This window comes from Methylobacterium sp. D53M (genome assembly GCF_053345625.1).
This window is the reverse complement of sequence record NZ_JBKFAL010000003.1, coordinates 36,248-63,072: the sequence shown is the minus strand read 5'-3', so window position 1 is coordinate 63,072 and position 26,825 is coordinate 36,248. Positions and strand designations below refer to the sequence as shown.

27 protein-coding genes are annotated in these 26,825 nt (G+C 72.3%); 7 read left to right on the top strand and 20 right to left on the bottom strand.

Annotation, left to right across the window (positions count from 1 at the left end; genetic code table 11):
• Nucleotides 1-172 precede the first annotated feature (172 nt).
• Both metF and ACLBYG_RS07665 read right to left on the bottom strand, forming a co-directional pair.
• The gene (metF, locus tag ACLBYG_RS07670) at nt 173-1,093 is read right to left on the bottom strand and encodes a methylenetetrahydrofolate reductase [NAD(P)H] (protein WP_447681066.1); all 921 of its coding nucleotides are present in this window, start codon (nt 1,091-1,093) and stop codon (nt 173-175) included.
• Nucleotides 1,094-1,149: 56 nt separating this feature from the next.
• On the bottom strand, nt 1,150-2,175 hold the full coding sequence (locus ACLBYG_RS07665; protein ID WP_020095369.1) for an ArsR/SmtB family transcription factor: 1,026 nt from the start codon (nt 2,173-2,175) through the stop codon (nt 1,150-1,152).
• A gap of 186 nt (nt 2,176-2,361) precedes the next feature.
• On the opposite strand from ACLBYG_RS07665, the gene ACLBYG_RS07660 reads away from it, so the two are divergent.
• Nucleotides 2,362-2,943 carry a histidine phosphatase family protein gene (locus tag ACLBYG_RS07660; protein ID WP_447681065.1) on the top strand — a complete coding sequence of 194 codons (582 nt, stop codon included), beginning with the start codon at nt 2,362-2,364 and terminating at the stop codon, nt 2,941-2,943.
• 3 nt (nt 2,944-2,946) lie between these two features.
• Here the strand turns inward: ACLBYG_RS07660 and ACLBYG_RS07655 are convergent, their stop codons facing one another.
• The 6 genes from ACLBYG_RS07655 to ACLBYG_RS07630 all read right to left on the bottom strand — a co-directional run bounded on the left by ACLBYG_RS07655 (nt 2,947) and on the right by ACLBYG_RS07630 (nt 9,521).
• Complete coding sequence (locus tag ACLBYG_RS07655) at nt 2,947-3,843, bottom strand: bestrophin family protein (protein ID WP_091680375.1); 897 nt, start codon at nt 3,841-3,843, stop codon at nt 2,947-2,949.
• 123 nt (nt 3,844-3,966) lie between these two features.
• Nucleotides 3,967-4,905 carry an ROK family protein gene (locus ACLBYG_RS07650; RefSeq protein WP_447681064.1) on the bottom strand — a complete coding sequence of 313 codons (939 nt, stop codon included), beginning with the start codon at nt 4,903-4,905 and terminating at the stop codon, nt 3,967-3,969.
• The gene (locus tag ACLBYG_RS07645) at nt 4,905-6,278 is read right to left on the bottom strand and encodes a dicarboxylate/amino acid:cation symporter (protein WP_447681063.1); all 1,374 of its coding nucleotides are present in this window, start codon (nt 6,276-6,278) and stop codon (nt 4,905-4,907) included. The genes ACLBYG_RS07650 and ACLBYG_RS07645 overlap by 1 nt, the downstream gene beginning before the upstream one ends.
• 231 nt (nt 6,279-6,509) lie before the next feature.
• The gene (locus ACLBYG_RS07640; protein WP_447681062.1) at nt 6,510-7,502 is read right to left on the bottom strand and encodes a hypothetical protein; all 993 of its coding nucleotides are present in this window, start codon (nt 7,500-7,502) and stop codon (nt 6,510-6,512) included.
• Nucleotides 7,503-7,820: 318 nt separating this feature from the next.
• Nucleotides 7,821-8,231, bottom strand: coding sequence for a peptide-methionine (R)-S-oxide reductase MsrB (gene msrB / locus ACLBYG_RS07635; protein WP_447681061.1), 411 nt, complete (start codon nt 8,229-8,231; stop codon nt 7,821-7,823).
• 99 nt (nt 8,232-8,330) lie between these two features.
• A complete protein-coding gene (locus ACLBYG_RS07630; RefSeq protein WP_020095376.1) occupies nt 8,331-9,521 on the bottom strand; it encodes a YihY/virulence factor BrkB family protein in 1,191 nt (396 codons plus the stop codon).
• A gap of 113 nt (nt 9,522-9,634) precedes the next feature.
• On the opposite strand from ACLBYG_RS07630, the gene ACLBYG_RS07625 reads away from it, so the two are divergent.
• The 3 genes from ACLBYG_RS07625 to ACLBYG_RS07615 all read left to right on the top strand — a co-directional run bounded on the left by ACLBYG_RS07625 (nt 9,635) and on the right by ACLBYG_RS07615 (nt 11,688).
• The gene (locus tag ACLBYG_RS07625) at nt 9,635-10,708 is read left to right on the top strand and encodes a UV damage repair endonuclease (RefSeq protein WP_020095377.1); all 1,074 of its coding nucleotides are present in this window, start codon (nt 9,635-9,637) and stop codon (nt 10,706-10,708) included.
• A gap of 46 nt (nt 10,709-10,754) precedes the next feature.
• Nucleotides 10,755-11,306, top strand: a complete 552-nt coding sequence (locus ACLBYG_RS07620; RefSeq protein WP_091927532.1) for an RBBP9/YdeN family alpha/beta hydrolase — start codon at nt 10,755-10,757, stop codon at nt 11,304-11,306.
• Between the two features lie 154 nt (nt 11,307-11,460).
• Nucleotides 11,461-11,688 carry a hypothetical protein gene (locus ACLBYG_RS07615; RefSeq protein ID WP_012319110.1) on the top strand — a complete coding sequence of 76 codons (228 nt, stop codon included), beginning with the start codon at nt 11,461-11,463 and terminating at the stop codon, nt 11,686-11,688.
• Between the two features lie 8 nt (nt 11,689-11,696).
• Here ACLBYG_RS07615 and ACLBYG_RS07610 read toward each other — a convergent pair whose 3' ends face one another.
• From ACLBYG_RS07610 to ACLBYG_RS07575, 8 genes are all read right to left on the bottom strand, one after another.
• Nucleotides 11,697-12,725, bottom strand: coding sequence for a YcjF family protein (locus tag ACLBYG_RS07610; protein WP_100252337.1), 1,029 nt, complete (start codon nt 12,723-12,725; stop codon nt 11,697-11,699).
• Nucleotides 12,726-12,753: 28 nt separating this feature from the next.
• Nucleotides 12,754-14,199 (bottom strand): YcjX family protein, encoded by a 1,446-nt coding sequence (locus tag ACLBYG_RS07605; protein ID WP_447681060.1) that lies wholly within the window; start codon nt 14,197-14,199, stop codon nt 12,754-12,756.
• An 87-nt stretch (nt 14,200-14,286) separates the two neighbouring features.
• The gene (locus tag ACLBYG_RS07600) at nt 14,287-15,414 is read right to left on the bottom strand and encodes a hypothetical protein (protein ID WP_447681059.1); all 1,128 of its coding nucleotides are present in this window, start codon (nt 15,412-15,414) and stop codon (nt 14,287-14,289) included.
• A gap of 46 nt (nt 15,415-15,460) precedes the next feature.
• Nucleotides 15,461-16,249: a histidinol-phosphatase gene (gene hisN / locus ACLBYG_RS07595; RefSeq protein WP_012319114.1), complete on the bottom strand. Its 789-nt coding sequence runs from the start codon at nt 16,247-16,249 to the stop codon at nt 15,461-15,463.
• 108 nt (nt 16,250-16,357) lie between these two features.
• Nucleotides 16,358-18,445: an AI-2E family transporter gene (locus ACLBYG_RS07590; RefSeq protein WP_447681058.1), complete on the bottom strand. Its 2,088-nt coding sequence runs from the start codon at nt 18,443-18,445 to the stop codon at nt 16,358-16,360.
• Nucleotides 18,446-18,559: 114 nt separating this feature from the next.
• The gene (locus ACLBYG_RS07585) at nt 18,560-20,014 is read right to left on the bottom strand and encodes an MmgE/PrpD family protein (RefSeq protein WP_331297475.1); all 1,455 of its coding nucleotides are present in this window, start codon (nt 20,012-20,014) and stop codon (nt 18,560-18,562) included.
• Between the two features lie 277 nt (nt 20,015-20,291).
• Nucleotides 20,292-21,584, bottom strand: coding sequence for a nicotinate phosphoribosyltransferase (gene pncB, locus ACLBYG_RS07580; RefSeq protein WP_091680394.1), 1,293 nt, complete (start codon nt 21,582-21,584; stop codon nt 20,292-20,294).
• 122 nt (nt 21,585-21,706) lie between these two features.
• Nucleotides 21,707-22,210 (bottom strand): pyridoxamine 5'-phosphate oxidase family protein, encoded by a 504-nt coding sequence (locus ACLBYG_RS07575; protein ID WP_024830124.1) that lies wholly within the window; start codon nt 22,208-22,210, stop codon nt 21,707-21,709.
• Between the two features lie 127 nt (nt 22,211-22,337).
• On the opposite strand from ACLBYG_RS07575, the gene ACLBYG_RS07570 reads away from it, so the two are divergent.
• From ACLBYG_RS07570 to mobA, 3 genes are all read left to right on the top strand, one after another.
• Nucleotides 22,338-22,625: a hypothetical protein gene (locus ACLBYG_RS07570; RefSeq protein ID WP_447681057.1), complete on the top strand. Its 288-nt coding sequence runs from the start codon at nt 22,338-22,340 to the stop codon at nt 22,623-22,625.
• Nucleotides 22,626-22,780: 155 nt separating this feature from the next.
• Nucleotides 22,781-23,929, top strand: a complete 1,149-nt coding sequence (gene apbC / locus ACLBYG_RS07565; RefSeq protein WP_020095387.1) for an iron-sulfur cluster carrier protein ApbC — start codon at nt 22,781-22,783, stop codon at nt 23,927-23,929.
• 70 nt (nt 23,930-23,999) lie between these two features.
• The gene (gene mobA / locus ACLBYG_RS07560) at nt 24,000-24,548 is read left to right on the top strand and encodes a molybdenum cofactor guanylyltransferase MobA (protein ID WP_447681264.1); all 549 of its coding nucleotides are present in this window, start codon (nt 24,000-24,002) and stop codon (nt 24,546-24,548) included.
• A 155-nt stretch (nt 24,549-24,703) separates the two neighbouring features.
• Here the strand turns inward: mobA and ACLBYG_RS07555 are convergent, their stop codons facing one another.
• The 4 genes from ACLBYG_RS07555 to coaD form a co-directional block, all read right to left on the bottom strand.
• Entirely contained in the window at nt 24,704-25,162 is a 459-nt protein-coding gene (locus ACLBYG_RS07555; protein WP_447681056.1) for a peptidylprolyl isomerase, read from the bottom strand.
• Between the two features lie 77 nt (nt 25,163-25,239).
• Nucleotides 25,240-25,737: a hypothetical protein gene (locus ACLBYG_RS07550; protein WP_447681055.1), complete on the bottom strand. Its 498-nt coding sequence runs from the start codon at nt 25,735-25,737 to the stop codon at nt 25,240-25,242.
• Between the two features lie 7 nt (nt 25,738-25,744).
• Nucleotides 25,745-26,293: a peptidylprolyl isomerase gene (locus tag ACLBYG_RS07545; RefSeq protein ID WP_020095390.1), complete on the bottom strand. Its 549-nt coding sequence runs from the start codon at nt 26,291-26,293 to the stop codon at nt 25,745-25,747.
• A 27-nt stretch (nt 26,294-26,320) separates the two neighbouring features.
• Nucleotides 26,321-26,824, bottom strand: coding sequence for a pantetheine-phosphate adenylyltransferase (gene coaD, locus ACLBYG_RS07540; RefSeq protein WP_100252343.1), 504 nt, complete (start codon nt 26,822-26,824; stop codon nt 26,321-26,323).
• Between the last annotated feature and the right edge of the window lies 1 nt (nt 26,825).

Genomic DNA, 26,825 nt, shown 5'->3' with positions numbered 1-26,825 from the left:
GACGAGGTGGAGGGGGTGTCTTCGGTCTCTCGTGCGTGCCCTGGCTGCTGTCTCGGACACAAGCCGTCTTTGCGAGCGAAGCGAAGCAATCCAGCAGCGCCACGCTCGCGGAGGTCGCGCTGCCCTGGGTCGCTTCGCTGCGCTCGCGATGACGGACCGCGGCCCCGAGAATTTAAGCCGCGGCCTTCGCGGCCGCCAGCTTCGGCGCCTGGGCGCGCAGGCCGAGCAGGTGGCAGATCGCGTAGACCAAGTCGGAGCGGTTCATCGAGTAGAAGTGGAAGTCGTTGACGCCCTCGTCCACGAGGTCGAGCACCTGCTCGGCCGCCACCGCGCCGGCCACGAGCCGGCGGGTCTCGACGTCGTCCTCCAGCCCCTCGAACCGGGCGGCCAGCCAGTAGGGCACCGAGGCGCCGGTGCGGCGGGCGAAGTTCGCCGCCTGCTTGAAGTTCTGCACCGGCAGGATGCCCGGGATGATCGGGATCGTGATCCCGGCGGCCCGGACCTTGTCCAGGTAGCGCAGGTAGATCTCGTTCTCGAAGAAGAACTGGGTGATCGCCTGGTCGGCCCCGGCATCGACCTTGGCCTTCAGGGCGTCGATGTCGGCGTCGAGGGAGGCCGCCTCGGGGTGCTTCTCGGGATAGGCCGAAACCGAGACCTTGAAGTCGCCGATCCGCTTGATCCCCTTCACCAGCTCTGCGGTCGAGGCGTAGCCCTCCGGGTGCGGCCGGTAGGCGTGGCCGACACCCTCGGCCGGGTCGCCGCGCAAAGCCACGATGTGGCGCACGCCCGCGTCCCAGTAGGACTGGACCACCGCGTCGATCTCCTCGCGGGAGGCGTCCACGCAGGTGAGGTGGGCGGCGGGCTTGAGGCCGGTCTCGCGGACCATGCGGGCGACCGTGTTGTGGGTGCGCTCGCGGGTGGAGCCGCCGGCGCCGTAGGTCACCGAGACGAAGCTCGGCTGCAGTGGCGCGAGGCGCTCGATGGAGTTCCAGAGGATCTTCTCCATCTCGTCGGTCTTCGGGGGGAAGAACTCGATCGAGACGCGGATCGGGTGGTAGCCGTCGCGGCTGGCGCGGTGGGTGGAGCGGCGCATCGGGGTCTCGTCCTCTATGTCGGTCGGTTCAGACGAAGTCTGCGGAGGTCAGTGTCTCAGGCGACGGCGCGCTGAGGCTGTTCTGTGTCGGTGTCGGCCAGTCCGTCCTGAGCCAGCCCGTCCTGGGCCAGCCAGAGGGTGACGGTGAGCTGGCCCGACTCGCGCGGCGTCAGATCGCGGGTGGCGACCGTCGCGAGCCCGGCCTCGGCGAGCCAGCCGGAGACCTGCTCGGCGGAGAAGCCGAGGCGCCGATGGGCCTGCCCGGTGCGGAGGAATTCCAGCTCGTGCGGCGCGAAGTCCACCACCAGCAGGCGGCCGCCCGGCGCCACGAGCCGCGCGGCCCCGCGCAGCGCCCGGGCCGGGTCGTCGAGATAGTGCAGCACCTGATGGACCACGACGAGGTCGAAGCTCGCCCGCGCGAAGGGCGGCGCGTGGATGTCGCCCTGCCGCAGGTCCACCCGCGCGAGGCCCTGGCGCTCCAGGTTGGCCCGGGCGACGGACAGCATGGCGTGGCTCGAATCGAGCCCCGTGGCGCGGCCGGCCCGGGGCGCCAGCAGGCCGAGCATCCGGCCGGTGCCGGTGCCGAGATCGATCAGGCTGCCGATCGGGCGGTCGCCCAGGGCGTCGAGCACCGCGGCCTCCACGATCGCCTCGGGCACGTGCAGGGAGCGCAGCTCGTCCCATTTGGGAGCCAGCCGGGCGAAGAAGGTCGTGGCGGCATCCGCCCGCTGCGCCCGGACGGCGTCGAGGCGCGCGCGGTCCTCCGACAGGGGCGGCGCGGTCCGGTCGAGACCGGACAGGAGCGGGTCCGCCAGGCCGGCGCGGGCGTCGGACAGCCGAAAGAACGCCCAGGCCCCCTCGCGGTGCCGCTCGACCAGCCCGGCCTCCACCAAGAGCTTCAGGTGGCGGGAGATCCGCGGCTGCGATTGACCCAGGATGTCGGTGAGGTCGGACACCGACAGTTCCCCCTCGACGAGCAGCGCCAGGATGCGCAGGCGCGTCTCCTCCGCGGCGGCACGCAGGACGCCCAGGGCTTCCGGAAAGGGGATCGACCCCGCTTCTTGCCTGCGTTCGATAGACATAAAGATATGTTTATGTCCGTTTTCACGCGGGCGCAAGCACGATCTTGATCGGGTCCAAGACGGCGCGTGACGGCTCCCGACGGCATTGCCGAACCGATGAGACCGAAGCGCGGCGGCGGCGTTGATGGCAGGGTCGATGACTGGATCGATGACAGGGCCGCGGACCGCGTGCCCGGGGAGGCACGCATGGCCGAGAGCCCGTTCCCGCAGATCACGCTGGTCCGCCACGGCGAGACCGCCTGGAGCCGGTCCGGTCAGCATACCGGGCGCAGCGACATCCCCCTGACGCCGGAGGGTGAGGACGCGGCGCGCGCCCTCGCACCGCGCCTGGCGCGCCGCGCCTACGCGGAGGTGTGGTCGAGCCCGTCGGGCCGGGCGGCCACGACCTGCGCGCTGGCGGGCTTCGGCGACCGCCGCGCGATCGACCCGGATCTCGCCGAGTGGGATTACGGCGCCTACGAGGGCCGGACCACGAAGGCGATCCTGGCCGAGCGGCCGGACTGGCGGCTGTTCCGCGACGGCTGCCCAAGCGGCGAGACGGCGGCGGATGTCGGTGCCCGCGCGGATCGGGTCATCGCCCGGGCCCGCGCCCGCGACGCCGACCTCATCGTCTTCTCCAGCGCACATTTTCTGCGGGTGCTGGCCGCGCGCTGGATCGGCCTGGAGCCGCGGTGCGGCGCGCTCCTCGTCCTCGGCACCGCGAGTGTCTCGGTGCTCGGCTACGAGCACGACCGCACCGAGCCCGTGCTGCGTGCCTGGAACGGGTAGGCGCTAGCGCAGCCAGTACCCGTCGGGCGCCAGCGCCTGGGGCATCGGCTCGCCGAGCGCGTGGTGGACGATGCGGTCCACGGCGCGGACCATGGCGTCGAGGGGCAGGTCGTTGGGCTCGGTGCCGAACGGCTCCTCGAGCTCGTCCCCGAGGGCGTCGAGCCCGAAGAACGTGTAGGCCACGAGCGCCACCACGATCGGAGTCGCCCAGCCCAGGGCGCCGGTGAGGCCCACCGGCAGGAGCAGGCAGTAGAGCCAGGCGGTCCGGTATACGAGAAGGGTGTAGGCGAAGGGCAGCGGCGTGTTGGCGAGGCGCTCGCAGGCGGTGTGCACCCCCGACAGCGCCTCGATCCGGGCCTCGAGGAGGCCGAACTGGATGTCGCTGAGCCGGCCCGCGCGCGTCAGCGCGGCGAGATCGCGGGTGATGGCGGCCAGGACCGAGTCGGTGGGGTTCGGGCCGGACAGGTCCGATCCGGGGCTCGTCCGGTCGACGGCGGCGGCCTCGTCCAGGTCGCGCAGGCGGGCGTGGAGGCCGTGCGCGAAGGCCGACAGGCGCCGGAGCTGGAGCGCGGCCTCCCGCTCGGGCAGCAGGGCCGGGAGGGCGCGGGCGAGGTTGCGCACCTCGCCGATCAGGTTGCCCCAGTGCTTCCGGGCCTCCCACCAGCGCTCGTAGCAGGCGTTGTTGCGAAAGCTCAGGAAGATCGAGAGGGCGAGGCCGACCACGGTGAACGGCGTCACCCCCGCGCTGACCGGGAACAGCGCGGGCCACCGCGATTCCGCCCACACCACCGCGCACGAGACCGCGACGATCCCCGCGAGCTTGGGCGCCACCCGCGGCACGATCGAGCCGCGCAGGGTGAACAGCAGGGTCAGCAGGTTGGGCCGGGTGCGGACGATCATCGGGGCTTCGGCGATGCGGTGCTGCCGTCCTGCCCTGCGCCCTCCGGCCCCGCAACCGACGTCTCTGTGAGCTCGGCAGTTCGATCGACCAAGGCCGGGCCGCGGACGGGTCGCGGACGGATCTCAGACGGTCTCCGCCTCCCACAGCCACGCCGCGCCGCGCACGCCCGACGCGTCGCCGTGCAGGCTCGCCCGCACGGGCGTGTCGAAGGCGTCGGAGAAGACGTGGGGGGCGATCGCCGCCGGCAGGCCCGCGATCAGCTCCGGGATGCGGGACAGGCCGCCGCCGATCACGATCACGTCCGGGTCGAGGAGGTTCACCACCTGGGCGGCCGCGCGCCCGAGGCGCTCGAGGTGGACGGCGAGCGTCTCCCGCGCCGCCGAACTCCCGGCCCGGGCCTCGGCGACGACCGCCTCGGCGCTGAGGTCGCCGCCGTGCCGCCGCGCGTGGTCGGCGGCCAGCCCGGGACCGGACAGCCAGGTCTCGACGCAGCCCTGGCGGCCGCAATAGCAGGCGGCGCCCGGCCGCTCGTCGTCGCGGGGCGCCGGCAGGGGGCCGTGGCCCCACTCGCCCGCGATGCCATTGCGGCCCGTGAGCACCCGACCGTCAAGGGCGATGCCGGACCCGACACCGGTGCCCAGGATCACCGCCCAGACCACGCGGGCCCCGGCGCCGGCGCCGTCGATCGCCTCCGACACCGCCAGGCAGTTGGCGTCGTTCTCGATCCGGAGCGGGCGCTCAAGGCGCGCACCGAGATCGGCCGCGAACGGGTGTCCGTTGAGCCAGTGCGAGTTGGCGTTGCGCACGAGGCCCGTCGCCGGGGACAGGCTCCCGGGCATGCCGATGCCGACGCTGCAGGGCGCGCCGGCCTCGGCCTCGAGACGCAGGACGAGGTCGGCCACGGCCTCGACGGTGGCCCGGTAGGCGCCCCGCGGGGCGGGCATCCGCGCCTCGGCCAGGTTCGACCCGTCCCGGCCGAGCACGATCCCGGCGATCTTGGTGCCGCCGAGATCGATCCCGAGACGCGGGCGACCCGCGTTCTCCGCCGTCGGCGATCCCATCACTCGGCGGCGGCGACCTTGCTGTCGGTGCCCATCGGCTGCGGCGACTCGTCGGCGATGTGGGTGCCGATGGCGACCGGGTGGGCCATCACCTCGTTGAGCTTGGCGACGTCGAGCTCGCCTTCCCAGCGGCTGACCACCACGCAGGCGACGCCGTTGCCCACGAGGTTGGTGAGCGCGCGGCACTCGGACATGAACTTGTCGATGCCGAGGACCAGGGTCATGGCGGCGACCGGCACCGGGCTGTTGGGGATCGCCGAGAGCGTCGCCGCCAGGGTGATGAAGCCGGCACCCGTGACGCCCGAGGCGCCCTTCGAGGTCAGCATCGCCACCAGGATGATGGTCGCGTACTGGCTGATCGACAGGTCCACGCCCACGGCCTGCGCGAGGAACAGCGTCGCCAGCGTCATGTAGATGTTGGTGCCGTCGAGGTTGAACGAGTAGCCGGTCGGCACCACGAGGCCGACGACCGAGTCCGAGGCGCCGAGGCGGCGCATCTTGGTCATGAGCTGCGGCAGCACCGTCTCGGAGGACGACGTGCCGACCACGATCAGCAGCTCGTCCTTGATGTAGGCGAGGAAGCGCAGGATCGAGAAGCCCGCCACCCGGGCGATCGACCCGAGCACCAGAAGCACGAACAGGATCGCCGTGATGTAGAAGGTACCGACCAGCCACGCGAGGTCGTAGACCTTCTGGATGCCGTACTCGCCGATCGTGAACGCCATGGCGCCGAAGGCGCCGACGGGGGCGAGCTTCACGACGATGCCGATGATCCGGAAGAAGATCTGGCCGGCGGTGTCGATCGCGTGGTTCACCGAGGCCGCGCGCTCGCCGAGATTCGTCACCACGACGCCGGTGAGGATCGAGATCAGCAGCACCTGCAGCAGGTCGCCGGTGGCGAAGGGGTCGAGGAAGCTCTTCGGGATGATCGCCAGGATGTGGGCGACGGTGGAATCGGCGGCCGCCTTGCTGGCGTAGGTCGCGACCTTGCTGGCGTCGAGCTTCGACGGGTCGGCGTTGAAGCCGGCGCCGGGCCGGATCACCTCGCCGACGATGACGCCGATCAGCAGCGCGATGGTGGACACCACCTCGAAGTAGACCAGCGCCTTCAGGCCGACGCGGCCGACCTTCTTGAGGTCGCCGATCGACGCGATGCCGTGGACGATCGTGCAGAAGATGATCGGCGCGATCATCATCTTGATCAGGCCGATGAAGGCGTCGCCGAGCCACTTCATCGACTTGCCGGTGGCCGGGTCGTACCAGCCGAGCAGCACGCCGAGCGCGATGGCGATCAGCACCTGGATGTAGAGCACCTTGTACCAGGGCTCGCGGGGCGCTGCGGCGGGAGCCGTCGCCTGGATTGCCTGTGCCATGTCCATCCCGTGCGACGACCGCGCACCCTCCCGATTTGCCGGCACGCTAGCGACTATCACCCGGCGCCTCAACGGCTGCACGCTTATCCGCCCGGAACCATCCGTGACAAAAACCTGTCATTCCCGGACGAAGATCTCTCGTACCCGAGAGCCGCGGAACCGCGAAAACAGACGGGCCGCAGCGCGATCTGCGCTGCGGCCCGGCCGTGCCTCGCGTCGTTGCGACGCGGGTCAGGTCTGCTGCTGGGTCCGGCGGGGGCGGACGGTCCAGCGCTCGAACATCGAGGCGGGATCCTCGCTCTTCCCGTCCTTGTTCTCGGCGGCGGGATCGGGCTGCTGGTGGATCGCCGCGCCGAGGGCCTGCGACAGGCTCTCGATGACGTCGTCGATGCGGGCATCCCCGTGCAGGGCGTCGCCGCTGCCGGATTGCGGGGCGGGCGTCTCGGCGGCCGGCGCGGCGTGCGCGGCCGCTTCCGGCGCGGGCTCCGGCTGCGGCTCGGGCTCGGGGTGATGCTCCGGGGCCGGCTCGGGCGGGCGCGCGGCGGCAGCGGCTGGCTCGGGAGCCGGCGGCGGTGCGGCGACGACCGGCGCGGCGGCGGCCAGCGCCGCCGGAGCAGCGGCCCGGCGCATAGCACCCATCGCGCCCTCGTCGGACTCGGTGCTCCGGCTGCTGCTGCTGCTACCGTAACGGCCGAAGCCGAAGCGCGGCTCGATCAGGTCCAGCACCGCGTCCAGCGCGGCGTTGCTCAGCGCCACCTCCTCGGCCGCCGGCACGCCCTGGATGGCCAGGGCCGCCCGCTCGAAGGCCGGCTCGCTGCTGACCTCGCGGCCGAACCAGCTCGGGGCGTGGAAGCCGGCGGCCTCGCCGTCATCGTCGAAGGTGACGCTGATCAGGTCCAGGCTGCCGGGGGTGACGTAGCGGTCGATGGCGATCTCGCGCCCGCCGGCATTCAGCGTGGTGCGGTCGTAGGCGGCCTTGCCGGGGCACACGTCCAGCAGGGCGTCGCCGTGGGCGCGCGGGACGTCGGTGCGCTCCTCGACAGGGACGCCGTCCGGCCCCTTGTTCACCAGGACCAGCTGGCAGACCTGGCCGTCGACGCGCACGTAGGAGGCCCGGCCGCCCTGGGGCGCGAAGTGACCCTCGGTGATGCGGGCGCCACCCCGCTCCTTGCGGATCAGGCGGACCAGGGATGGTGCGACCAGAAATCGGCGAACGGTGCTCATGAACTCAAAACCCCTCCCGCTTGGTCGGCGGCGCGCCGATCCGGCGGACAGCCCTCAGCGCCGCCGGGCCGCACGGAAGGGGGCACGTGGAGCCGGCCCGCACGGCGTATAAGCTGACTGCCACGCCGTATTCGCCAGAGCCTGACCGCTTCCGTCGCCAATCACCGGACAGCGACATCCTGAGACTATAGAGCGCTAAGCAAAAACGCGACGAAATCAAGACCGGATCGGCTCTAGGATCCGGCCCCGGCGGTCCCTGTCCCCGATATCCCGGCTTTCGCGCCGCGTTTCCGAACCCAGGTTAGCGGCCCCCGCGATTCATTCAGCCGGCTCGAAATTCATCGCCGCGCCGTTCATGCAGTAGCGCAGGCCGGTCGGCGCCGGGCCGTCGTCGAAGACGTGGCCCAGATGGCCCTTGCAGCGGGCGCAGTGCACTTCGGTGCGGACCATCCAGTGGCTGCGGTCCACCGTGGTCTCGACGGCGCCGTCGAGGGGCTCGAAGAAGCTCGGCCAGCCCGTTCCGGACTCGAACTTGGTGCCCTGCTCGAACAGCGGATGACCGCAGCCGGCGCAGGTGAAGGTCCCGGCCCGCTTCTCGGCGAGCAGACAGCTCGTGCCGGCCCGCTCCGTGCCGTGCTCGCGCAGGACCCGGTACTGCTCCGGTGTCAGCGCCGAGCGCCACTCGGCGTCACTGCGGGTCTCCGGGCTGGTGGTCGGCGTGTCGGCCATGACGATCTCCCTTCTCGCCACGCTATATAGGGATCGCGCGCCCTGTCCGGCAGTCCCGGAGGATGCCGCAGGGCGTCTCCGGGATCGGAGACGCGGCGTTCAGGCGGCGGCGCCGACGGTGTCTGCCATCCGCGCCCGGCGCGCGCCCATCGGCAGCGGCGCGCCCGTGGTGGTGTCGCGGGCGGTCTGGTGCTCCAGCTCCGCGTTGATCTCGCCCCCGAGCAGCACGATCGTCGAGGAGATCCAGATCCACGTCATGAAGCCGATCACGGCGCCGAGCGACCCGTAGGTCTCGTTGTAGGTGCCGAAATTGGCGACGTACCAGGAGAACAGGAGCGACGCGGCGAGCCAGAGCAGGCCCGCGACGACGCTGCCGAACCCGACCCAGCGCCAGCGGGCGTGCTCCCGGCTCGGCCCGAATCGGTAGAGCACCGACAGGCCGCCGAGCAGGACGATCAGGATCGCTGGCCAGCGCAGGGCCGCGAGCAGCCACGCGGTCGAGCCGAGGCCCAGGAAGTTCAGCATCACCGGCACGACGACGATCACGTTGAGCGCGACGATGATGAACAGCAGGGCGCCGACCGTGAAAGTGAGCGAGCGGAGGTTGAGCCAGAAGAAGTTCCGCTTCTCCTCCTCCTCGTAGACGACGTTCAGCGCGTCGAACATCGCCTTCATGGCCGCGTTGGCGCTCCAGATCGACAGGAGCAGGCTGGAGAAGAACGTGATGCTGAGGGAGCCGCTGCCCTTGGCGGCGATGCGCTTGACCTGGTCGCCGATGAGCTCGACCGCGCCGGACGGCAGGACCGCGTGCAGCTGGGCGAGGTGATCGTTGATGACGGTCACGTCGGCGAAGAGGCCGTAGCAGGAGACCAGCGCGGCGATGGCGGGGAACAGCGACAGCAGCGTGTAGAAGGTCACCCCGGCGGCGACCGCCAGGACCCGGTCCTTGTTGAACTCCAGGTAGACCCGGACGACGATGTCCTTCCAGCCGGACCGCGTCATCTCGACGGGGCTGTCGGCGGCGCGGCCGCGCTCCGGCTGGGTCGCGGCGGTGAGCTGCGCGGCGCGCCCCGAGATCGAGCGCGCCCCCGCGGCGACGCCCTTCCGCAGGCCCCGATCGTCGCAGGACGGATCGCGGTCGAGCGGCGGCGCGTCGGCGGGGAGAGCCGCCGGCACGCGGCGCCGCGCCGGCGCCGCCGCGAGGGCGACCAGCGCCGAACCGAGCATCAGGATCCAGAGGATCGAGCCGCCCTCCGAGGGGCCGGTCGAACGCGACGGTGACGGGGGCATGGATCGGGGCCAGTGCGCGGAACTGCCGCGCTCGGGACTCCCAACGTCGTCGTGCCGCGGCCGTTCCGCGCGTCGCGCGGGGACGCCGCGGCCCTCCGCGCGTTGTGCTCGTTATGCGCGATCAGCCCCGACTCGGATTCTGCTGCAAGTTCGTCCTGGACGAGCCGCCCGGCACCCATGCCACCCTCAAGGCGGAGCGGGAGGCCACGCTGCACATGAACCTCACCAGCGTGACCATGGCCCATCTCACGAAGCTGGAGCCGGCCGCCCGGCGGGTGAAGCTCACCGGGCTCGTCGCCCACAACCTCGACGCCCTCGCCCGCCAGATCGCCTGGGTCGGGGCCCGGCCGCCGCTGGAGCGTCTCCTGCGCATGGCGAGCAACGTCCTTCCGGGCTACACCCACCCGATCGCGCAGCCGCTCTACGCCGAGCCCGAGATGGCGGCGCTGGTCGAGCGCGGCCTCGCCGAGGCCGGCGCGCTGGCCCGCCGGCTCGGGGTGCGCCTGAGCTTCCACCCGGGACCGTTCTGCCTGCTGGCGAGCCGCAACCCGGCGGCGATCGCCAACGGCCTGTCCGAGCTCGACTACCACGCCGAGATCTTCGACCGGATGGGCTACGGCGGCGGCTGGCATCCGCACGGCGCCCATATCAACATCCATGTCGGCGCGGGCGACCCGGGGGTCGAGGGCTTCCGCGAGACCCTGCCCCGGGCGAGCCGGGTGGCGCGCGACCTCGTGACGGTCGAGAACGACGAGAACGTGTTCGGCCTCGACGCGGTGCTGCGGCTCGCCGACCTCGTGCCCGTGGTGCTCGACCTGCACCACCACTGGGTCGAGAGCGGCGGGGAGTATCTCGAGCCGGACGATGCCCGGATCGCCCGGGTGCAGGAATCCTGGCGCGGCGTCCGGCCCGTGGCCCATATCAGCGTGTCGCGCGAGGCGGTCTCCGCCGCCTGCGATCCGGACGCCCTGCCCGACTTCCCGGCCCTGCGCGCGGCCGGCCACGCGGTCCGGGACCTCGCGGCCCATTCCGACATGATGTGGAACCGGGCGGTGAACGACCTCGTCGCCCGGCACCTCGCCTGGGCGGATTTCGAGATCGAGGCCAAGGCGAAGAACCGCGCCTCCGTGCAGATCGCCCGACACATCCTGGCCCTCGAGGGAGCGGCGCCGATCGCGGCCGAATGACGGGACGGTCTCGACGCGTCCGTCGGTCCGCACTAGGCATCCCGGTATGAAGACCGCCGACTGCGACATCCTCATCGTCCCGGGGCTCGGGGGCTCCGAGGAGGACCATTGGCAGGCCCGCTGGGCGGGCCGCCTCGCTACCGCGCGCGTGGTCGAGCAGGACCAGTGGCACGAACCGACCCCGGAGGCGTGGTGCGGCCGCATCGCCGAGGCGGTCGCGGCGGCGACGCGGCCGGTCATCCTGATCGCCCACAGCCTCGGCGTGGTGGCCTGCGTCGAGGCGGTGCCGCGCTTCCCCGCGGGGGTGGTGCGCGGCGCCCTCCTGGTGGCGCTCCCGGACGTCGAGGAAGCGCCGGGCCTGCCCGACGCGGTCCGGGCCTTCGCGCCGGTGCCGCGCGATCCCCTGCCCTTCCCGTCCCTGCTGGTCGCCAGCCGTACCGACCCGTACTGCCGCTACGAGCGGGCGGACGACTTCGCCCATGCCTGGGGGGCGCTCACGGTCGACGCGGGCGAATCCGGCCACCTCAACGTGGCGAGCGGGCACGGCCCCTGGCCCGAGGGGCTGATGCGGCTCGCCGGGTTCCTGAAGGGGCTCTGAGCCTGCGAGCCCTGCGGCGCGCGCGGACGATCGGCGTCCCCGTGGCTCGGCGGGATGGGACCGGCGCGGGTCGCATTAACGCGCTGTTTACCACCGCCCTCTTCAGTGGCGGCACGGGCGGTCCTTCGTCCCGAAGCCGCCCCTGGAGAGCACCGTGACGCGCAAAGAGCTTCTGGAACGACTCGAAGCGGTGCAGACCGCCCTCGGCCCCCGGGCCCAGAGCAACTTCAACAGCTCGCTGTTCAACGACGTGACGCTGCTCAAGCGGATCGAGGCCTTCGAGGCCAAGCTCGGCGAGCCCGAGAAGCCGAAGACCGCCGACTACACCGGCAACATGTTCTCGCGCATCGCCAACCGCCGCGCCGCCGCGGGCGCCAAGTAGCCCCGCCCCTATTTCGGCTCGGCCTCGGCCGAGCGCAGCAGCTCGCCGGCGACGTCGGCGAGCCGCGGCGGGGCCTCCCGCACGAACGGCAGCGGCCGGCAGACGTTGAGCGCCGCGAGCCCGAACCGGGCGGTCATCAGCCCGTTGAGCACGCCCTCCCCCAGCTTGGCGGAGACCCGGGCGGCGATCCCGAGCCCCAGAACCTGCTGCATCACGCTCTCGCCCACCGCCATGCCGCCGGTGACCGTGAGATGCGCGAGCGCCGCGCGCCCCAGCCGCAGGAAGCCGAGGAAGCCCGGCCGCCCGCCGTAGATCGCCGCGATCCGGCGCAGAAGCCGCACCGCTGCGAAGACGACGAACGCCACGTCGACGATCGCCCGCGGGCTCAGCGCCGTCACCGCCGAGACCTGCTTGGCCGTCGTCGCGATGGCGTTCCGCGCCTGCCGGTCGAGGCCGGCGAGCAGTTCGTGCTCGGCCAGTCCGATCCGGTCGTCGACGTCGAGGATCGCGTCGGCGGCGGCGTCGATCCGGGCGCGGCCCGCCGACAGGGCGTCGCGGTCCGCGTAGAAGGTCGAGAGCGCCTGCACCACCGCCTGCGCGCCGGTGTGGTCGCGGGTGGCGAGGGCGTCCAGCGCCGACTGGCGCAGCCGCTCGATCTTGCGCTCGCGCCGAAGGCCGGCGAGTTCCCGCACCACGATCGCCAGCAGCGCCAGTGCGGCGAGGCCCAGCAGCGCCAGGGCCACCCAGCCGAGCCAGGGGGCGGCCTGGAACAGGTCGCTGATCATCCGCTCGACCGACAGTCCCACGCCCAGGGAGACGAGGCCGCCCACCGCCGAGAAGAACAGGGCGCCCCAGGGCGAGCGCGAGCGCGGCGCCACCGGCACGGCGACGCCGTCGGCGGCGTCGAGGATCTCGAAGGGTTCCTCGACGATCCGGGCCTGCGGCGGCCGCGGTCCGAGCGGCGTCGTGGTCACGCTCGGCTCGCCGACCGGTTCGGGGCTGATCCGGAAGGCGCGGGGTTTCTGGCCGGAGGTCATGGTCGCGGGCTCCGCATCGCACACATCGTCACGCCAGCCGGTCGCCGATCAGGAACTGCATCGCCCGGTCGAGCCGGATCTGCGGCAGGTGCCCCGCGCGGCCGAGCCCGTCCGGGCGCACCAGCGGCGGCCGGAAGCGCGGGAAGCGCAGCGAGCCCGGCTCGACCGCGCCCTCCAGCACCGCCTCCGCGCGGGCCGGCAGCTCGCCCGGGAAGATCGCGGCCTCGCTGTTGCCGTCGAAGACCTCGTCGCCCACCACCTCGCCGGCTTCCGGCGTGCCGGCCACCGCCCGCAGCGTCTCCGACCCGTCGTGGACGGTGGACTCGCGGGTGGCGCGCACCGAGGCGAGCGCCACCGTACCGACCCGGGCGCCCGCGGCCTCGGTCCGCCGCATGGCCCGCGACACGAGCAGCCGCAGCAGCGCGTCGAGCCGGTCGTGGCTCGTCTGGTGGAGATGGTCGGCCTTGGTGGCGGCGAACAGCACGCGGTCGGCCCGTGGCGCGAACAGCCGCGACAGCACCGTGTTGCGGCCGATGTTGAGGCTGAGCAGCACCGCGTCCAGCGCCTCCTCCAGCTCCGCCAGGGCGGTCGGCCCGGCATCGACCGCCGACAGGACGTCCACCAGCACGATCTGCCGGTCGACCCGCTGGAAATGGTCGCGGAAGAACGGCGTCACGACCTTGGACTTGTAGGCCTCGAAGCGCCGCTCCATCAGCCCGGCGAGGCTGTCGGGGGCGATCGTCTCGGTGAGCCGATCGAGGGGCGCGAAGGTGAGCGCCGGGGAACCCGCGAGGTCGCCCGGCATCAGGAACCGGCCCGGGGGCGTCGTCGCCACGGCTTCGGGGCCGGCGCGCAGGCCCGCGAGGTAGGTCTTGAAGGCGTCGCTCGCCCGCTCGGCCGCGACCTCGTCGAGGGGGCCGTTCGGGTCGAAGCCCTTGAGCGCCTCCAGCCAGGGCGCCGCCACGGCGGCGCGGCCGGGCCGGCGGGTACCGCCGATCGTGGCCCGGGACCACGCCGTGTAGCTGGTCTCGATCAGCGCGAGGTCGAGGAGCCATTCGCCCGGGTAGTCGACCACGTCGAGCATCAGGGTCGCGGGGCCGGAGCGCCAGCCGGCGGCGCGCTCGTAGGCGATCTCCAGGCGGAACTGGCTGATCCGGTCGGTGGAGCGCGGCCAGCGCCGCGCCTCGGTGAGCGTCGCGAAATGCTCCTCGAAGGGGAAGCGCGGCACGTCGTCGTCGGGCTGGGGCACCAGCTTGGCGCGGCGCAGGCGACCCTCCTGGGCGGGCGCGAAGGCCGGCAGCGCGTGGGTCTCCACGAGGTGGTGGATCAGCGCCGTGGTGAACACGGTCTTGCCCGAGCGCGCGAGCCCGGTCACGCCCAGCCGCAGGGTCGGCTGGACCAGCAGGTCGTGCGAGGCTTCGGCGAAGGCTTTGACGGCCGAGCCGGCGCGCGCGGCAAGGTCGATCAGGGGCACGGGCGGGCTCGTGGTGAGGGGAACGGGCCGGGCAGAGGTGGCGCGGGCGGGCCGGAACCGCAAGGCTTGCCGCCCGGGAAGCCGCCCCTAGGGCGGCGCGGTGTTGGCGGCCGGCGTGGGCGGCCTCAGCCGGGCGATCGCCCCGGCGACGAGGTCCGGGCCGGCGCGCAGCGTGCCGAGCTCCACCGCCGACATCGCCAGCATCACGGGCGCCAGATTGGCGCGCGGCGCGCCGTCCGGCCCGAACAGGTCGAGGTCGTCGCCGGGCTTCAGGCCGACGCTGGCGCTGATGCGGTTGGCGTAGGCCTGGATCCGGACCTCGTCGCCGGTGCAGAGCGGAGCCGGCAGGCGCAGGTCGAGGACCGGCAGGCCGGCCGCGATCGCCGGCAGCAGCGCGGATTCGGCGACCATCCGGTCGGCACTCGGGACGCGACTTGGCTTCCGGTCGAGCAGCGCCGACGGGTCGGCGACGCTCCCGGCCGGGCGGCCGGTGGAGGCCGAAATGCCCGCGGCGATGTCGGGAACCGGCTGGAGCATCGCCACCCGCGGGATGGCGACCGGGCGTCGGGTCGGGCGGCCGGCCATCCGGGCGAGCAGCGACCAGGGCTGAACCCGCAGGGCCGCCCGGCCCCGCGGCGCGCCGCCGGGGCGGTGCGCGGCGAGGTAGCGCGCCCGCAGGGTCCGCCCGAGGCCGCGGGGCGCGAGGGCCGCCGAGACGACCGGCGCCGCCGCCGCCCGGCCCGGCCGCGCGGGCGCGGCACCGACGCGGCACTCGGCCGGCGCCCAGCGGCGCACGATGGCCAGCGCCGTGCGACGGCCGTAGTCGCGGTAGTAGCGCCGCAGCAGGCTCGCGGCGGCGTCGGCGCCGTCGTCGAGGGTGGCGAAGGCGGTGTGGCCCTCCCCGTCGGCGCCGATCTCGCCGGACCAGCGGGCGGACTTGATGCACCAGCCGTTGTTGAGCCGCACGCAGCGGGCGACGTAGGGCGGATCGTCGGCCAGCGAGGCGGTGATCGCCAGCGCCCGCGGCGTCAGCTGCGCGCCGGTCTGGCCGTGCCAGTTGGACACGGAGCGGGTCGCGGGGTCGAAGCGCGGGGGTGGGCTGTCGGCCGGAGCGGAAACGGTCGCCGGGGGCGGAAGGGCGCGCGCGAGGGCGTCCGCGCCGGCCTCGGCGTGCGGCACCAGGGTCGTGATCAGGATCAGCGCGTTCAGCAGCACGCGGTCGGGCCTTCGCGGCGGCGGACGGGCTCGATGCGGACGCGCGTCACGGGTTCAGAACCTTGAGCGCGGCCTCGTGCAGCCGCGGGTCGCCGGCCGCGATCACGCGGCCGCCGCCGGCGGCCGAGCCGCCGTCCCAGGCGGTGACCCGCCCCCCCGCCCCCTCGACGATCGGGATCAGCGCGACGATGTCGTAGGGCTTGAGCCCGGCCTCGACCACGAGGTCGATCTGGCCGGCCGCCAGCATGCAGTAGGCGTAGCAATCCGCGCCGTAGCGGGACATCCGCACCTGGCCTTCCAGCGCCCGGAATCGCTCGGCCTCGTCGCCGGCCGCGAACAGCCGGGGATCCGTGGTCGCCAGGATCGCCTGGGCGAGGTCACCGCAGCGGCGGGTGCGCAGGGTCCGCTCGCCCGCCGGCGCGCGGAGCTTGGCGCTGCGCCCGTCCCCGGTGAACCGCTCCGCGAGATAGGGCTGGTGCATCATCCCCCGCACCGGCACGCCGTTTCGGGTCAGCCCGATCAGGGTTCCCCAGGTCGGCAGGCCGCCGATGAAGGCGCGGGTGCCGTCGATCGGGTCGAGGACCCAGACGCACTCGGCGTCGGTGCGCTCCGCGCCGAATTCCTCGCCGAGGATGCCGTGGCCCGGGAAGGTCTGGCCGATCATCGCCCGGAGGACGACCTCGGCAGCCCGGTCGGCCTCGGTAACCGGATCGAACGGCGCCCCGCCGCGGGCCTTGTCGTCCAGGCCGAACTGGGCGCGGAAGAACGGCAGGATCGCCTTCCCGGACGCGTCCGCGAGGTCATCCATGAACCGGCCGAGTTCGACGACGCTCATCCGTTCCGTCCCCTGTTGCGCCCGAAGGCCGCCCGGCCAAACGGCCCGTCCCGACGAAACCGGCGCGCGCCCCTGCCCGTCAAGCCCCCGCCCCCGCGCATCCGCGACTCACGCCCCGGCCGGCGCGGGCAGACGCGCCGCCTGGCCGCGGGCGTCCGACGTGCCCTCCGATGCGTCCGTCGATGCGTTCGTCGCGGTCGCGCAGGTCGCGTCCTCCTGCGCGGCCGCCAGGATAGCCTCGACGGCCTCGCGCAGCGATCCGACCTGCGCGTCGGCCTCGGCGCCCCCCGGCCCGCCGGCGAGGCGGTTCGCCCCGCTGTCCTGGGCGAGCCACAGGCCGAGCAGGACCGGAACGCCCGGGACCCGGCCGCGCAGCCGGCGGATCAGGCGGCGCAGGTGCGTCGGCTCTCCGTCGAGCGCCAGGGAGACCACGCAGGCGATCCGCGCGGGCCCGGCCTCGAACCGGCCGATCCGCACGGAGGCCGTCTCGGCGAACGGGACCGTGCGGACGCCGAGGCCGCGCTTCTCCAGGATCTGCGCGAGGATCGCGGCCGCGGCCTCGTCCAGGAAGCCGCGCCCCGCCACGCACAGCACCGCGCCCTCGCGCGTCCAGGCGGCGGGCAGCGCCTCCGCGGGCGGCCCCATCGGGAGCGGGCTGCAGGCGCTCTCCTCGCCGTCGCCCGTCGCCCCCGCGACGGCGTCGCTGCGGTCGGAGAGGTCGGCGATCAGCTCGGTGAGCGCGGCGCGCATCGCGCCCTTCTGCTGCGCGGTCAGCACCCCGCGGGCCGCGTCGCGGGCGGCGAGTTCCAGCGCCTTGAGCACGACGTCGTCGTAGTAGGACGAGAGCGAGCATTGCTGCAGGATCAGCTCGGCATGGCCCAGCACCTCCTCGGAATCGCCCGCCAGGATGCGCTGGTAGAAGTTCTGGACGGGCGTCAGCGCCGGCCGGTCGCCGAACAGCACGTCTAGGAACTCCAGGTGCTCGACGTAGCGTCCGAGCACCACGAGGCAGACGGTCAGGGGCGTCGAGAGCAGCAGGCCGACCGGCCCCCACAGCCACGTCCAGAACAGGGCCGAGACCAGGACCGCGAAGGGCGAGAGCCCGGTGGATTGCCCGTAGAAGATCGGCTCGAAGACCTGGCCGGTCAGCGGCTCCAGGACGACGAACAGGATCGCCACGGCGATCATCATGTTCCAGCCGGGATCGACCGCCGCGGCGAGCGCCATCGGGAGGATCGCCGACAGGACCGCCCCGAGATACGGCACGAAGCGCATCAGGGCCGCGAAGATCGCCCAGAGCACCGGGTTCGGCACGCCGATGAGGTAGAGGCCGATGCCGATGACCACGCCGAAGGCGGCGTTGAGGGCGAGCTGGACCACGAAGTAGCGGCTCAGGCGCTTGGCCGCGTCGTCGATGGCCACGGTGGTCCGGTGCAGGTCGCTCGATCCGGCCAGCCGGATCATGCGGTCGCGCAGGTCCTCGCGCTGCATCAGCACGAACAGCAGCACCACGAAGACGATGCCGACCGTGGCCAGGGGATGCATCACCGGCGTGAGCACGGTCGAGAGCATCTCCAGGGAGCCCGGCGGGGTCGTGGCGACCTCGACGAGGACGGGCTTGGGCGCGGCCTGGGCCGGCTCGGGAGCCGCCGAGGGCGTCGACGGCGGCGATGCCGGCGACGTTGACGGCGGTGGCGCGGCCGGCTGCGCCTCCGGGCTCCCGGCCTCCTTGGCGCCGCCGTGCAGCGCCCGGCCGATATTGGCGACGTATTCCGTGACGTGGCCCACAGGCGAGTCGCGCAGGCCGTTGATCTTGCGCTCGATCGTGGCTCGGTAACGCGGGACGTCCCCCGCGAGATCGGCCGCCTGGATGCCGATCAGGGTCGCCAGGGAGGCCACGATGCCCACGGTCAGGAGCACGCTGACGCCCACCGCCACCAGCCGCGGCAGCCGCAGCCGCCGCAGGCGGTTCACCAGCGGCGTCAGCACGAACGACAGCAGCAGCGCGATCGCGATCGGGATGAAGATCTCGCGGCCGAAATACAGGGCGGCGATGATGGTGGCGCCGACCACGACGGGCGACGCCATGGCGGCCCGCGGCATCTCGGCGGCGGCGACGCGGGTCGGCCGCGGTGTGATCAGCGGAGTCCCGTGCCGCGCTGCCGGTTCGACCCCGACCGGGGTTCTCGTGCCCATACCGTGATCCACGTCCCGAACGCCACGCGCGGGCGGCCGCCGGGAGCGGCGGAAGCCTCGCGGACGGGGAACGGCACAGGACGCGAAATCGATCCCGAGGGTTTCGCGTTCAGGTTAGGCCCCCGCGACGCCGGCCCGCGCCACCTCGCCCGCATCCTTCAGCTCGGGCAGAGACCAGCACAGCTGCATCACCTTCCTGGCCTGCGCGTCCGGCAGGATGCCGGCGGCGAGGTCGGTGAATTTCGCCTCCAGCTGCGCGTCCGACATCGGCTTCTCGACGCTGCCGATCGCGTGCTCGATATGCCGGTGGAAGGTCCGCCCGTCGTTCAGCGTCACGGTCATGTCGACCTGCGCGGGATCGACGCCGGGGGTGATCACCGGGACCACCTTCTGGCGCAGGGCCACCACCCGCGGATCGTTCACCGCCCGGTCGCTGAACTGCTTCTCGCCGCCCGCGCCCTCCACGAAGGCCACCGCGGCGGCGTGGTAGATGCTGAACTTGCCCTCCAGGCCGGTCTTCGGCGCGGTCTTGCCGGTTAGCTCCAGGACGAGCGGGTGGACCTTCAGGTCGACGCGCTGGATGTCCTCCGGCTTGACGTGGTCCTGGTCGCGGATCTGGATCGCCGCGTCGATCGTCGGGTGCATGACGATCCCGCAGGCGAAGGGCTTGTAGGTGTTGAGCTGCGCCTCGTAGCGGGTGCCGAGGCCGTCGGTGATCTGCGACCAGTCCTGCTTGGTGGAGATCGTGTTGGCCCAGCCGCGCTTGGCCTCGATCATGCCGTCCGACGAGGTGAAGCCCTTGGCCGCCAGGATCGCGGCGAACAGGCCGTTGGACGCGGCCCGGCCCGGGTTGAAGCTCTTGTTCATCGAGCCGAACGACTCGCGCAGGCCCACCGGCTGCGAGGCGGCGAGCCCGAGGGCGTAGACCATCTGCTGCTCGGTGAGCCCCATCAGCTTGCCCGCGGCGGCGGCCGATCCGAACACGCCCGCGGTGCCGGTGATGTGCCACCCGGCATCGTAGTGGTTCGGGTAGACCGCGTTGCCGATCCGGCATTCGGCCTCGATCCCGACCACCAGGGCTTCGAGGAAGTCCTTGCCGGAGACCGGTTTCATCGCCGCGTAGGCCAGGATCGCCGAGGCGACCGGGCCGGCCGGGTGGATGATCGTCTTCAGGTGGGTGTCGTCGAAGTCGAAAATGTGGCTCGACACGCCGTTGAGGAAGGCGGCGTTCATGATGTCGAACCGCTCGGTCCGTCCGAACAGCCCGGCCTGCGGCGGCCCGGAGAAGGGCTGCAGCGCCGAGACCGCCACGTCGACGGTCTCGTGGTGCGAGCCGCCGATGGCCACCCCGACCCAGTTGAGGAAGCTGCGCACGCCCTCGCGGCGGACGGGCTCCGGCAGGGTGTCGTAGGAGGATCCCAGGATCCACTGCGCGAGGATCTTCGTGACGTGCGGCGGCGCTGCCTTCGCGGCCGGCTTCGCGGCCTCGGCCGCCTGCGCGCCCTGTAGGGCGGGCGCCGTCAGGGCGAGGCCCGCGGCCCCGATGAGCGAGCGGCGATTCATCGACATGGCGTTCTCCCGGACAGGGCCGCCCGAGGCGCCCCGATTGCCGGACATGATAATGAATTCATCCCTGGGGCGGCGGCCTCCGTGTTTCACCGCAGCGGGTCTGATACCGTTTCCGGTTGAACGCTTCGGTCGGTGCGGCCCGCTCCGTCTTTGCGAGCGCAGCGAAGCAACCCAGGGCTGCGGGACAGCAGGGAGCGTGGCGCTATCTGGATTGCTTCGCTCCGCTCGCAAGGACGGCGGAACCGATCTGATCAACCGGAAACGGTACGAACCCCCTTCACACCACTACCGGGAGGGCCTCCTGCGCGCCCACGCCGAAGACGCGCCGGTACCGGGCGACCTCGTCGGCCGGGCCCTGCGCCTTGGTGGGATTGTCGGAGAGCTTCACGGTCGGCCGGCCGTCGGCCTGCGTGACCTTGCAGACGATGGAGACCGGGTCGAGCTTGCCGTCCGGCAGCAGCCCGCGGAAATCGTTGGTGAGCAGCGTGCCCCAGCCGTAGCCGATGCGCATGCGCCCGTGGAACCGGGCGTGGATGCGCTCGATCTCGTCGATGTCGAGGCCGTCCGAGAAGATCGCGAGCTTCTCCCGCGGGTCGTGCCCGCGATCCTGCCAGAAGCGGATGACCTCCTCGCCGCCCTCGATCGGGTCCTTCGAGTCGATGCGGATGCCGGTCCAGTCGCTGACCCAGTCGGGGGCGTTCGCCAGGAATCCGGTGGTTCCGTAGGTATCGGGCAGGATCACCAGCAGGTTGCCGCCGTAATCCTCCTGCCAGTCGGCGAGCACCGCGTAGGGCGCGGCGGCGAGCGCCGCGTCGTCCTCGGCGAGCGCCGCGTAGACCATCGGCAATTCGTGGGCGTTCGTCCCCACCGGCTCGACCTCCTGCCGGGCCGCGATCAGGCAGTTGGAGGTGCCGAGGAACGCGCCGTCCAGGCCCTCCGCCATGGCCTGAACGCACCAGTCCTGCCACAGGAATCCGTGGCGCCGACGCGTGCCGAAATCCGCCACCGACAGGTCCGGAAGCCTCTGCAGCCGCTCGATCTTCTCCCAGACCCGGGTCATGGCGCGGGCGTAGAGCACCTGCAGGTCGAGCTTGCCGAGGCCCCGCAGCACGGCCCGCGCCCGCAGCTCGTTCAGGATCGCGAGCGCCGGGACCTCCCACATGGTGGTCTCGACCCAGGGGCCGTGGAAAGTCAGCTCGTACTGGCCGTCATGGACGGCGAGCTCGTATTCGGGGAGCTGGAAGGTCTCGAACCAGGAGACGAATTCGGGGCCGAGGATGCGTCCCTGGCCGCGGAACACGTTGCCCCGCAGCCACGTGATCTCGCCCTTGCTGAGGCGCAGCGTCCGGGCGTGGTCGAGCTGTTCCCGCAGCAGCCCGGCATCGACCTCGTCGGCGATCCGGATCCGGCGGGTGCGGTTGGTGATGCCGAAGGTGGTCTGGATGTCGGGGTGCCGGCGCAGGATCGTCTGCGCCATCAGGAGCTTGTAGAAATCGGTGTCGAGGAGCGACCGCACGATCGGGTCGATGCGGAAACTGTGATCGTAGACCCGTTTCGCCAGATCGAGCATTCGTCAGGCACTCTGCCGCGCTTGGAACGCGCAGAGCGCATGCCGGGACCGCACACGTCAAGAAGACGGGCGGCCTCCGCCCGGAGACCGCCCGCGAAACCGCCGATCCTGACAGCCGATCCTCAGGCGAGGTCGACCTTCTTGGTCTCAGTCTTCGGGCTCTCCCCGGTGAGCGAGGCCTTCACGTAGCCGTAGAGGTGCAGCATCGTGCTGTTCGGGCTGTCCCAGTACTCGCCCTTCTCCGGGTGGACGCGGATCAGAGCGACCTCTGGATCGTCCTTGCCGTTCGGGAACCAGGTCTTCAGGCTCTCATTCCACTTCGCGTCGATGATCGACTGGTCGCGGACGATCTCCGCCTTGCCGGCCACCGAGACGTAGTTCTGGCTCGACGGGTCGGAATAGGCGAGGTTGATCTGGTTGTCCTTGCTGATCTCGGCCGTCTTGGGCGAGTGCAGCTTGGTGAAGAACCACAGGTCGCCGTTCTCGTCGGCGTCGTTGTTCCACATCGGGCGGCTGTTGAGCGTGCCGTCGGAGTCGACGGTGGTCATCATGGCGATCTTCACGTCCTTGATGAGCTCGAACAGCTTCTTCGCGCCCTCGTGGTCGCGGTGGTTGCCCTGATGCATGAAAGTGGTCTCCTACGCGTCGTTTCGGTCCCGGCGGGGTCTCCGAAGGGTGCCCCGCCCGAAGGCTGCCCCGACAACGGATCAGTCTCCGGTTGGTTCAGCTTGCCCGTGCGGTGAGGAGGTTCGGATGCGAGGTGTTCGGAGATTGGGATGCACGGCCGCGGCGCTGGCGCTGGGCGCGCTCTGTCTCGGCGCTCGGCCGGCCGGCGCCGAGGTGCGCTTCGGCCCGGGCGTGCGCATCGGCGGCCACGATTTCTCGAACCGCCGCTACGGCAGCGTCCACATCGAGCGCGTGAAGCGCCTGCGCGGCCCCCTCGGCTGCCGTCGCCTGCGCCACGGCCTCTACCGGCGCGGCGACGGGACCGTGGTGCGCGGTCCCATGGAGGCGTGCAACCTCATCGCCCGGCCGCACTGACGCCGGCCCGGTCCGGGCGGCGCCCCGCTCCGGCGCGCGATGGCCGCGGGGACGCGGGCCACCGGCGCGCGCCGATCTCGGGCCCGGGGTCTGGTGTTCTGGGCCCGCTCGGTTACATGCACTGGCATACCTGCTTGCCCCGGTGGAGAACGATTTTGGCGATCACCCGCGACGACGTGCTGAAGGCGCTCGCCGACGTCACCGTCGATGCCGCCGGCACCACCCTGCCCGGCTCGGGACGGCTGTCCCAGGTCGTGGTCGATCCGAACAGCCGCGTGATGTTCTCGATCCTCGTCGATCCCAGCGAGGCCGAGCGGTTCGAGCCGGTGCGGCGCCAGGCCGAGGGGCGCGTCCTGAAGATGCCGGGCGTCTCGGGCGTGTTCGCGAGCCTCACCTCCGAGCGGAACCAGAGCCACCCGGCCCAGAGCGGCGCCGCTCCCCGGCCCGTGACGCCGCCGCCGGTCGCGCCGCCGCGGCCCGGCGCGCCGCCTAACCAGGGCCCGCAGATCGCGGGCGTGCGCCACATCGTGGCGGTCGCCTCCGGCAAGGGCGGCGTCGGCAAGTCGACCACCGCCTGCAACCTCGCCCTGGCGCTCCAGGCCCAGGGACTGAAGGTCGGCCTCCTGGACGCCGACATCTACGGCCCCTCCGTGCCGAAGCTGTTCGGGCTCTCGGGCAAGCCCAACGTCGTCGACAACAAGGCCATGGAGCCGATGGTCGGCTACGGCCTCAAGGTCATGTCGATCGGCTTCCTGATCGAGCCCGAGACGGCGATGATCTGGCGCGGCCCGATGGTGCAGTCGGCCATCACCCAGATGCTGCGCGACGTGCTCTGGGGCGAGCTCGACGTGCTGCTCGTCGACATGCCGCCCGGCACCGGCGACGCGCAGCTCACCATGGCGCAGGCGACGCCGCTGTCCGGCGCCGTGATCGTCTCCACCCCGCAGGATCTCGCGCTGATCGACGCGCGGCGCGGCGTGACCATGTTCAAGAAGGTCGCGGTGCCGATCCTCGGCGTGATCGAGAACATGGCGACCTTCGTCTGCCCGAATTGCGGCCACGCCTCGCACATCTTCGGGCACGGCGGCGCGCGGAACGAGGCGCAGCGGCTCGGCGTGCCGTTCCTCGGCGAGGTGCCGCTGAACATGACGATCCGCGAGACCTCGGATGCCGGTCGGCCGGTGGTGGCGACCGATCCGGAGGGGCCGCACGCCAAGGTCTACCGGGACATCGCCGCCCAGCTCTGGGCGAACCTGTCCGGCGCTCCGGCCGGGCGGACGGCGCCGAAGATCGTCTTCGAGTGATCCTGTGCCCTCCCCGCCTCTTCCGCCGCCGGTCCTGGGCCTGATCCTCGCCGGCGGGCGGGCGCGGCGGATGGGCGGGGGCGACAAGCCGCTGCTGCGGCTCGGTGGGCGGACCCTGCTGGAGCGGGTGGTCGAGCGGCTCGGGCCGCAATGCGGGGCGGGACTGGCGCTCAGCGCCAACGGCGACCCGGCGCGGTTCTCCGGCTTTCCCGGTCCGGTCCTGCCGGACCCCGTGCCGGATCAGCCGGGCCCGCTCGCCGGCATCCTCGCCGGGCTGGAGCACGCCGGCGCGCGGGGTATCGCGCGGGTGGTGAGCGTGTCGGGCGACGCGCCGTTCCTGCCGGAGGATCTGGTAGCGCGCCTCGGCGCGGCCGGACCGGAGACCGGCATCGCGCTCGCGGCCTCAGGGGAGCGGCAGCACTACACGATCGCGCTCTGGCCGACGGCTCTGAGCAACGCGCTTCGGGACTATCTCGAACGCGGCGAGCGGCGCGTGGGCGCCTTCATCGCGCGCCACGGGGCCGCGGTCGCGACCTGGCCGGTCGAGCCGGTGGACCCGTTCCTCAACATCAATTCGCCGGCGGATCTGGCGGCGGCGGAAGCCCTGGACCACGGGTGATGCGGCCCGCCGTCATCGCGAGCGAAGCGAAGTGACACAGGGCAGCACGACATCTTGGAGATGTGGCGCGACCCTGGCTCGCTTCGCTCCGCTCGCAAAGACGGTACAGCCGAAGCCATCGGGAGATGCCTTCGGCTGTGAGGCTTGATCCGAGCTCAGGCCGCCGCGACGGCCGCCTTCACGATCTTGTCCGGCGAGCGCGGCGGCTCGCCCTTGTTGATCGTGTCGACCACGTCCATGCCTTCCACGACCTTGCCCCACACCGTGTACTGCTTGTCGAGGAAGCGGGCGTCGTCGAAGCAGATGAAGAACTGCGAGTTCGCCGAGTGCGGGAAGTTCGTCCGCGCCATCGAGCAGGTGCCGCGCACGTGCGGCTCGGCGTTGAACTCGGCCTTCAGGTCCGGCAGGTCGGAGCCGCCCGAGCCGGTGCCGGTCGGGTCGCCGGTCTGGGCCATGAACCCGTCGATCACCCGGTGGAACGGCACGCCGTCGTAGAAGCCCTGGGCGGCGAGCGTCTTGATGCGCTCGACGTGGCCCGGGGCGAGGTCGGGGCGCAGCGCGATCACGACGCGGCCCTTGGTGGTCTCCAGCACGATGGTCTCGTTGTCGGCCATAGTCTTTCCTTCCGGTTGGGGGAACTGTATCGGCGCGTGCCGGATCCGGCCAGCGCCCGTGTCGGTCTCGCCGGCGCTCAGGCCGGCGGGCGGTAGACGAAGCGGAGCGCCACCGGCCGCCCCGCGATCGCCCGGCCCAGACCCGGCGTGATGTGGACCGGGGTGCAGCGCGCGAGGGCGTCGAGGGTCCCGCGCACCAGGGTATTCCGCCGATCGCCCGCGACCCCCGCCGCGTAGGTGACGCGGGGCGGCCCGATCAGGCTGCCGTCGCGCCGCAGCGCGAGCCGCAGGGTGATCTCGATGTCGTCGGACCCGCCGCTCGGGCGGCCGAGGCCGCCCGGTGCCTGCCAGCAGGCGGCGAGCGCCGGGTAGAGCTCGGCAAGGGTGTCGGCGGGCTTGGTCGCCATCCGGGCGACCGGGACCGGGACCGTGGCGCGCAGGGTCTGGGGCAGGCTCAGCGGGTAGCCGCCCCCCGGCTCGTCGGCGTAGCCGTAGAACGGCGCGCCGTCATAGGCCGCGGCGGCCGCCGGGATCAAGCTCAGCAGGAGGATCGAGGCGGCGCGCCGGCCCGGCATGCGGCCGCTACTTGGCCTTCTCGGCGAGCGTCATGCTGACGATCTTGTCGGGATCCTGGACGGCCCCGCCCGGCGCGCCCGGGGCGGCCTTCTTGATCTTGTCGAGGACGTCGAGCCCGTCCGTGACGTTGCCGACGATCGTGTACTGGCCGTTCAGGAACGGCGCGTCGCCGAGGCAGATGAAGAACTGCGAGTTCGCCGAGTTCGGATCCTGCGAGCGGGCCATGCCCACGGTGCCGCGGCGGAACTGGGCCGATTGCGTGAACTCGGCCGGGATGTTCGGCAGGCTGGAGCCGCCGGTGCCGTTGCCCTTCGGGTCGCCGGTCTGGGCCATGAACCCGTCGATGACGCGGTGGAACTTGAGGCCGTTGTAGAAGCCCTGCGAGACGAGGGTCTTGATCTGCTTGACGTGCTTGGGCGCGATGTCGGGCCGCAGCTCGATGGTGATCCGCCCGTCCTTGGTCTGGAGATAGACCGTGTTGGCGTCGGCGGCCCGGGCCGCCTGAGCGGTGCCGAGCGTCAGGGCGAGCGCGAGGAGGGCGTGGCGTCGGTTCATCGAAGTCCTTCCAGGGTCGGGCCGGTGTCAGGAATGGGCGGCGAAGCGCTGCCGGAGGCGCGCGGCGACGGGAGCGGGCACGAAGGGCGAGACGTCGCCCCCCATGCCGGCGATCTGGCGCACCAGCGTCGCGGTGATCGGGCGGGCCTGCGTCGAGGCGGGCAGGAACACGGTCTGCACCTCGGGCGCCATGGCGCCGTTCATGCCGGCGAGCTGCATCTCGTAGTCGAGATCCGTGCCGTCGCGCAGGCCGCGGATGAAGATCGCGGCGCCGCAGCGCCGGGCGGCCGAGACGGCGAGATCGTTGAAAGTGACGATCTCCAGCGCCGCACCCTCGGCCTGGGCCACCGGCCCGCAGGTCTCACTGAGTAGCGCCGCCCGCTCCTCGGCGGAGAACAGCGGCGCCTTGCCGGGGTGGACGCCGATGGCGATCACGAGGCGGTCCACCAGCCGGCAGGCTTGGCGGACCACGTCGAGATGGCCGTTCGTGACCGGATCGAACGAGCCGGCGTAGAGGGCAGTGCGGGTCATC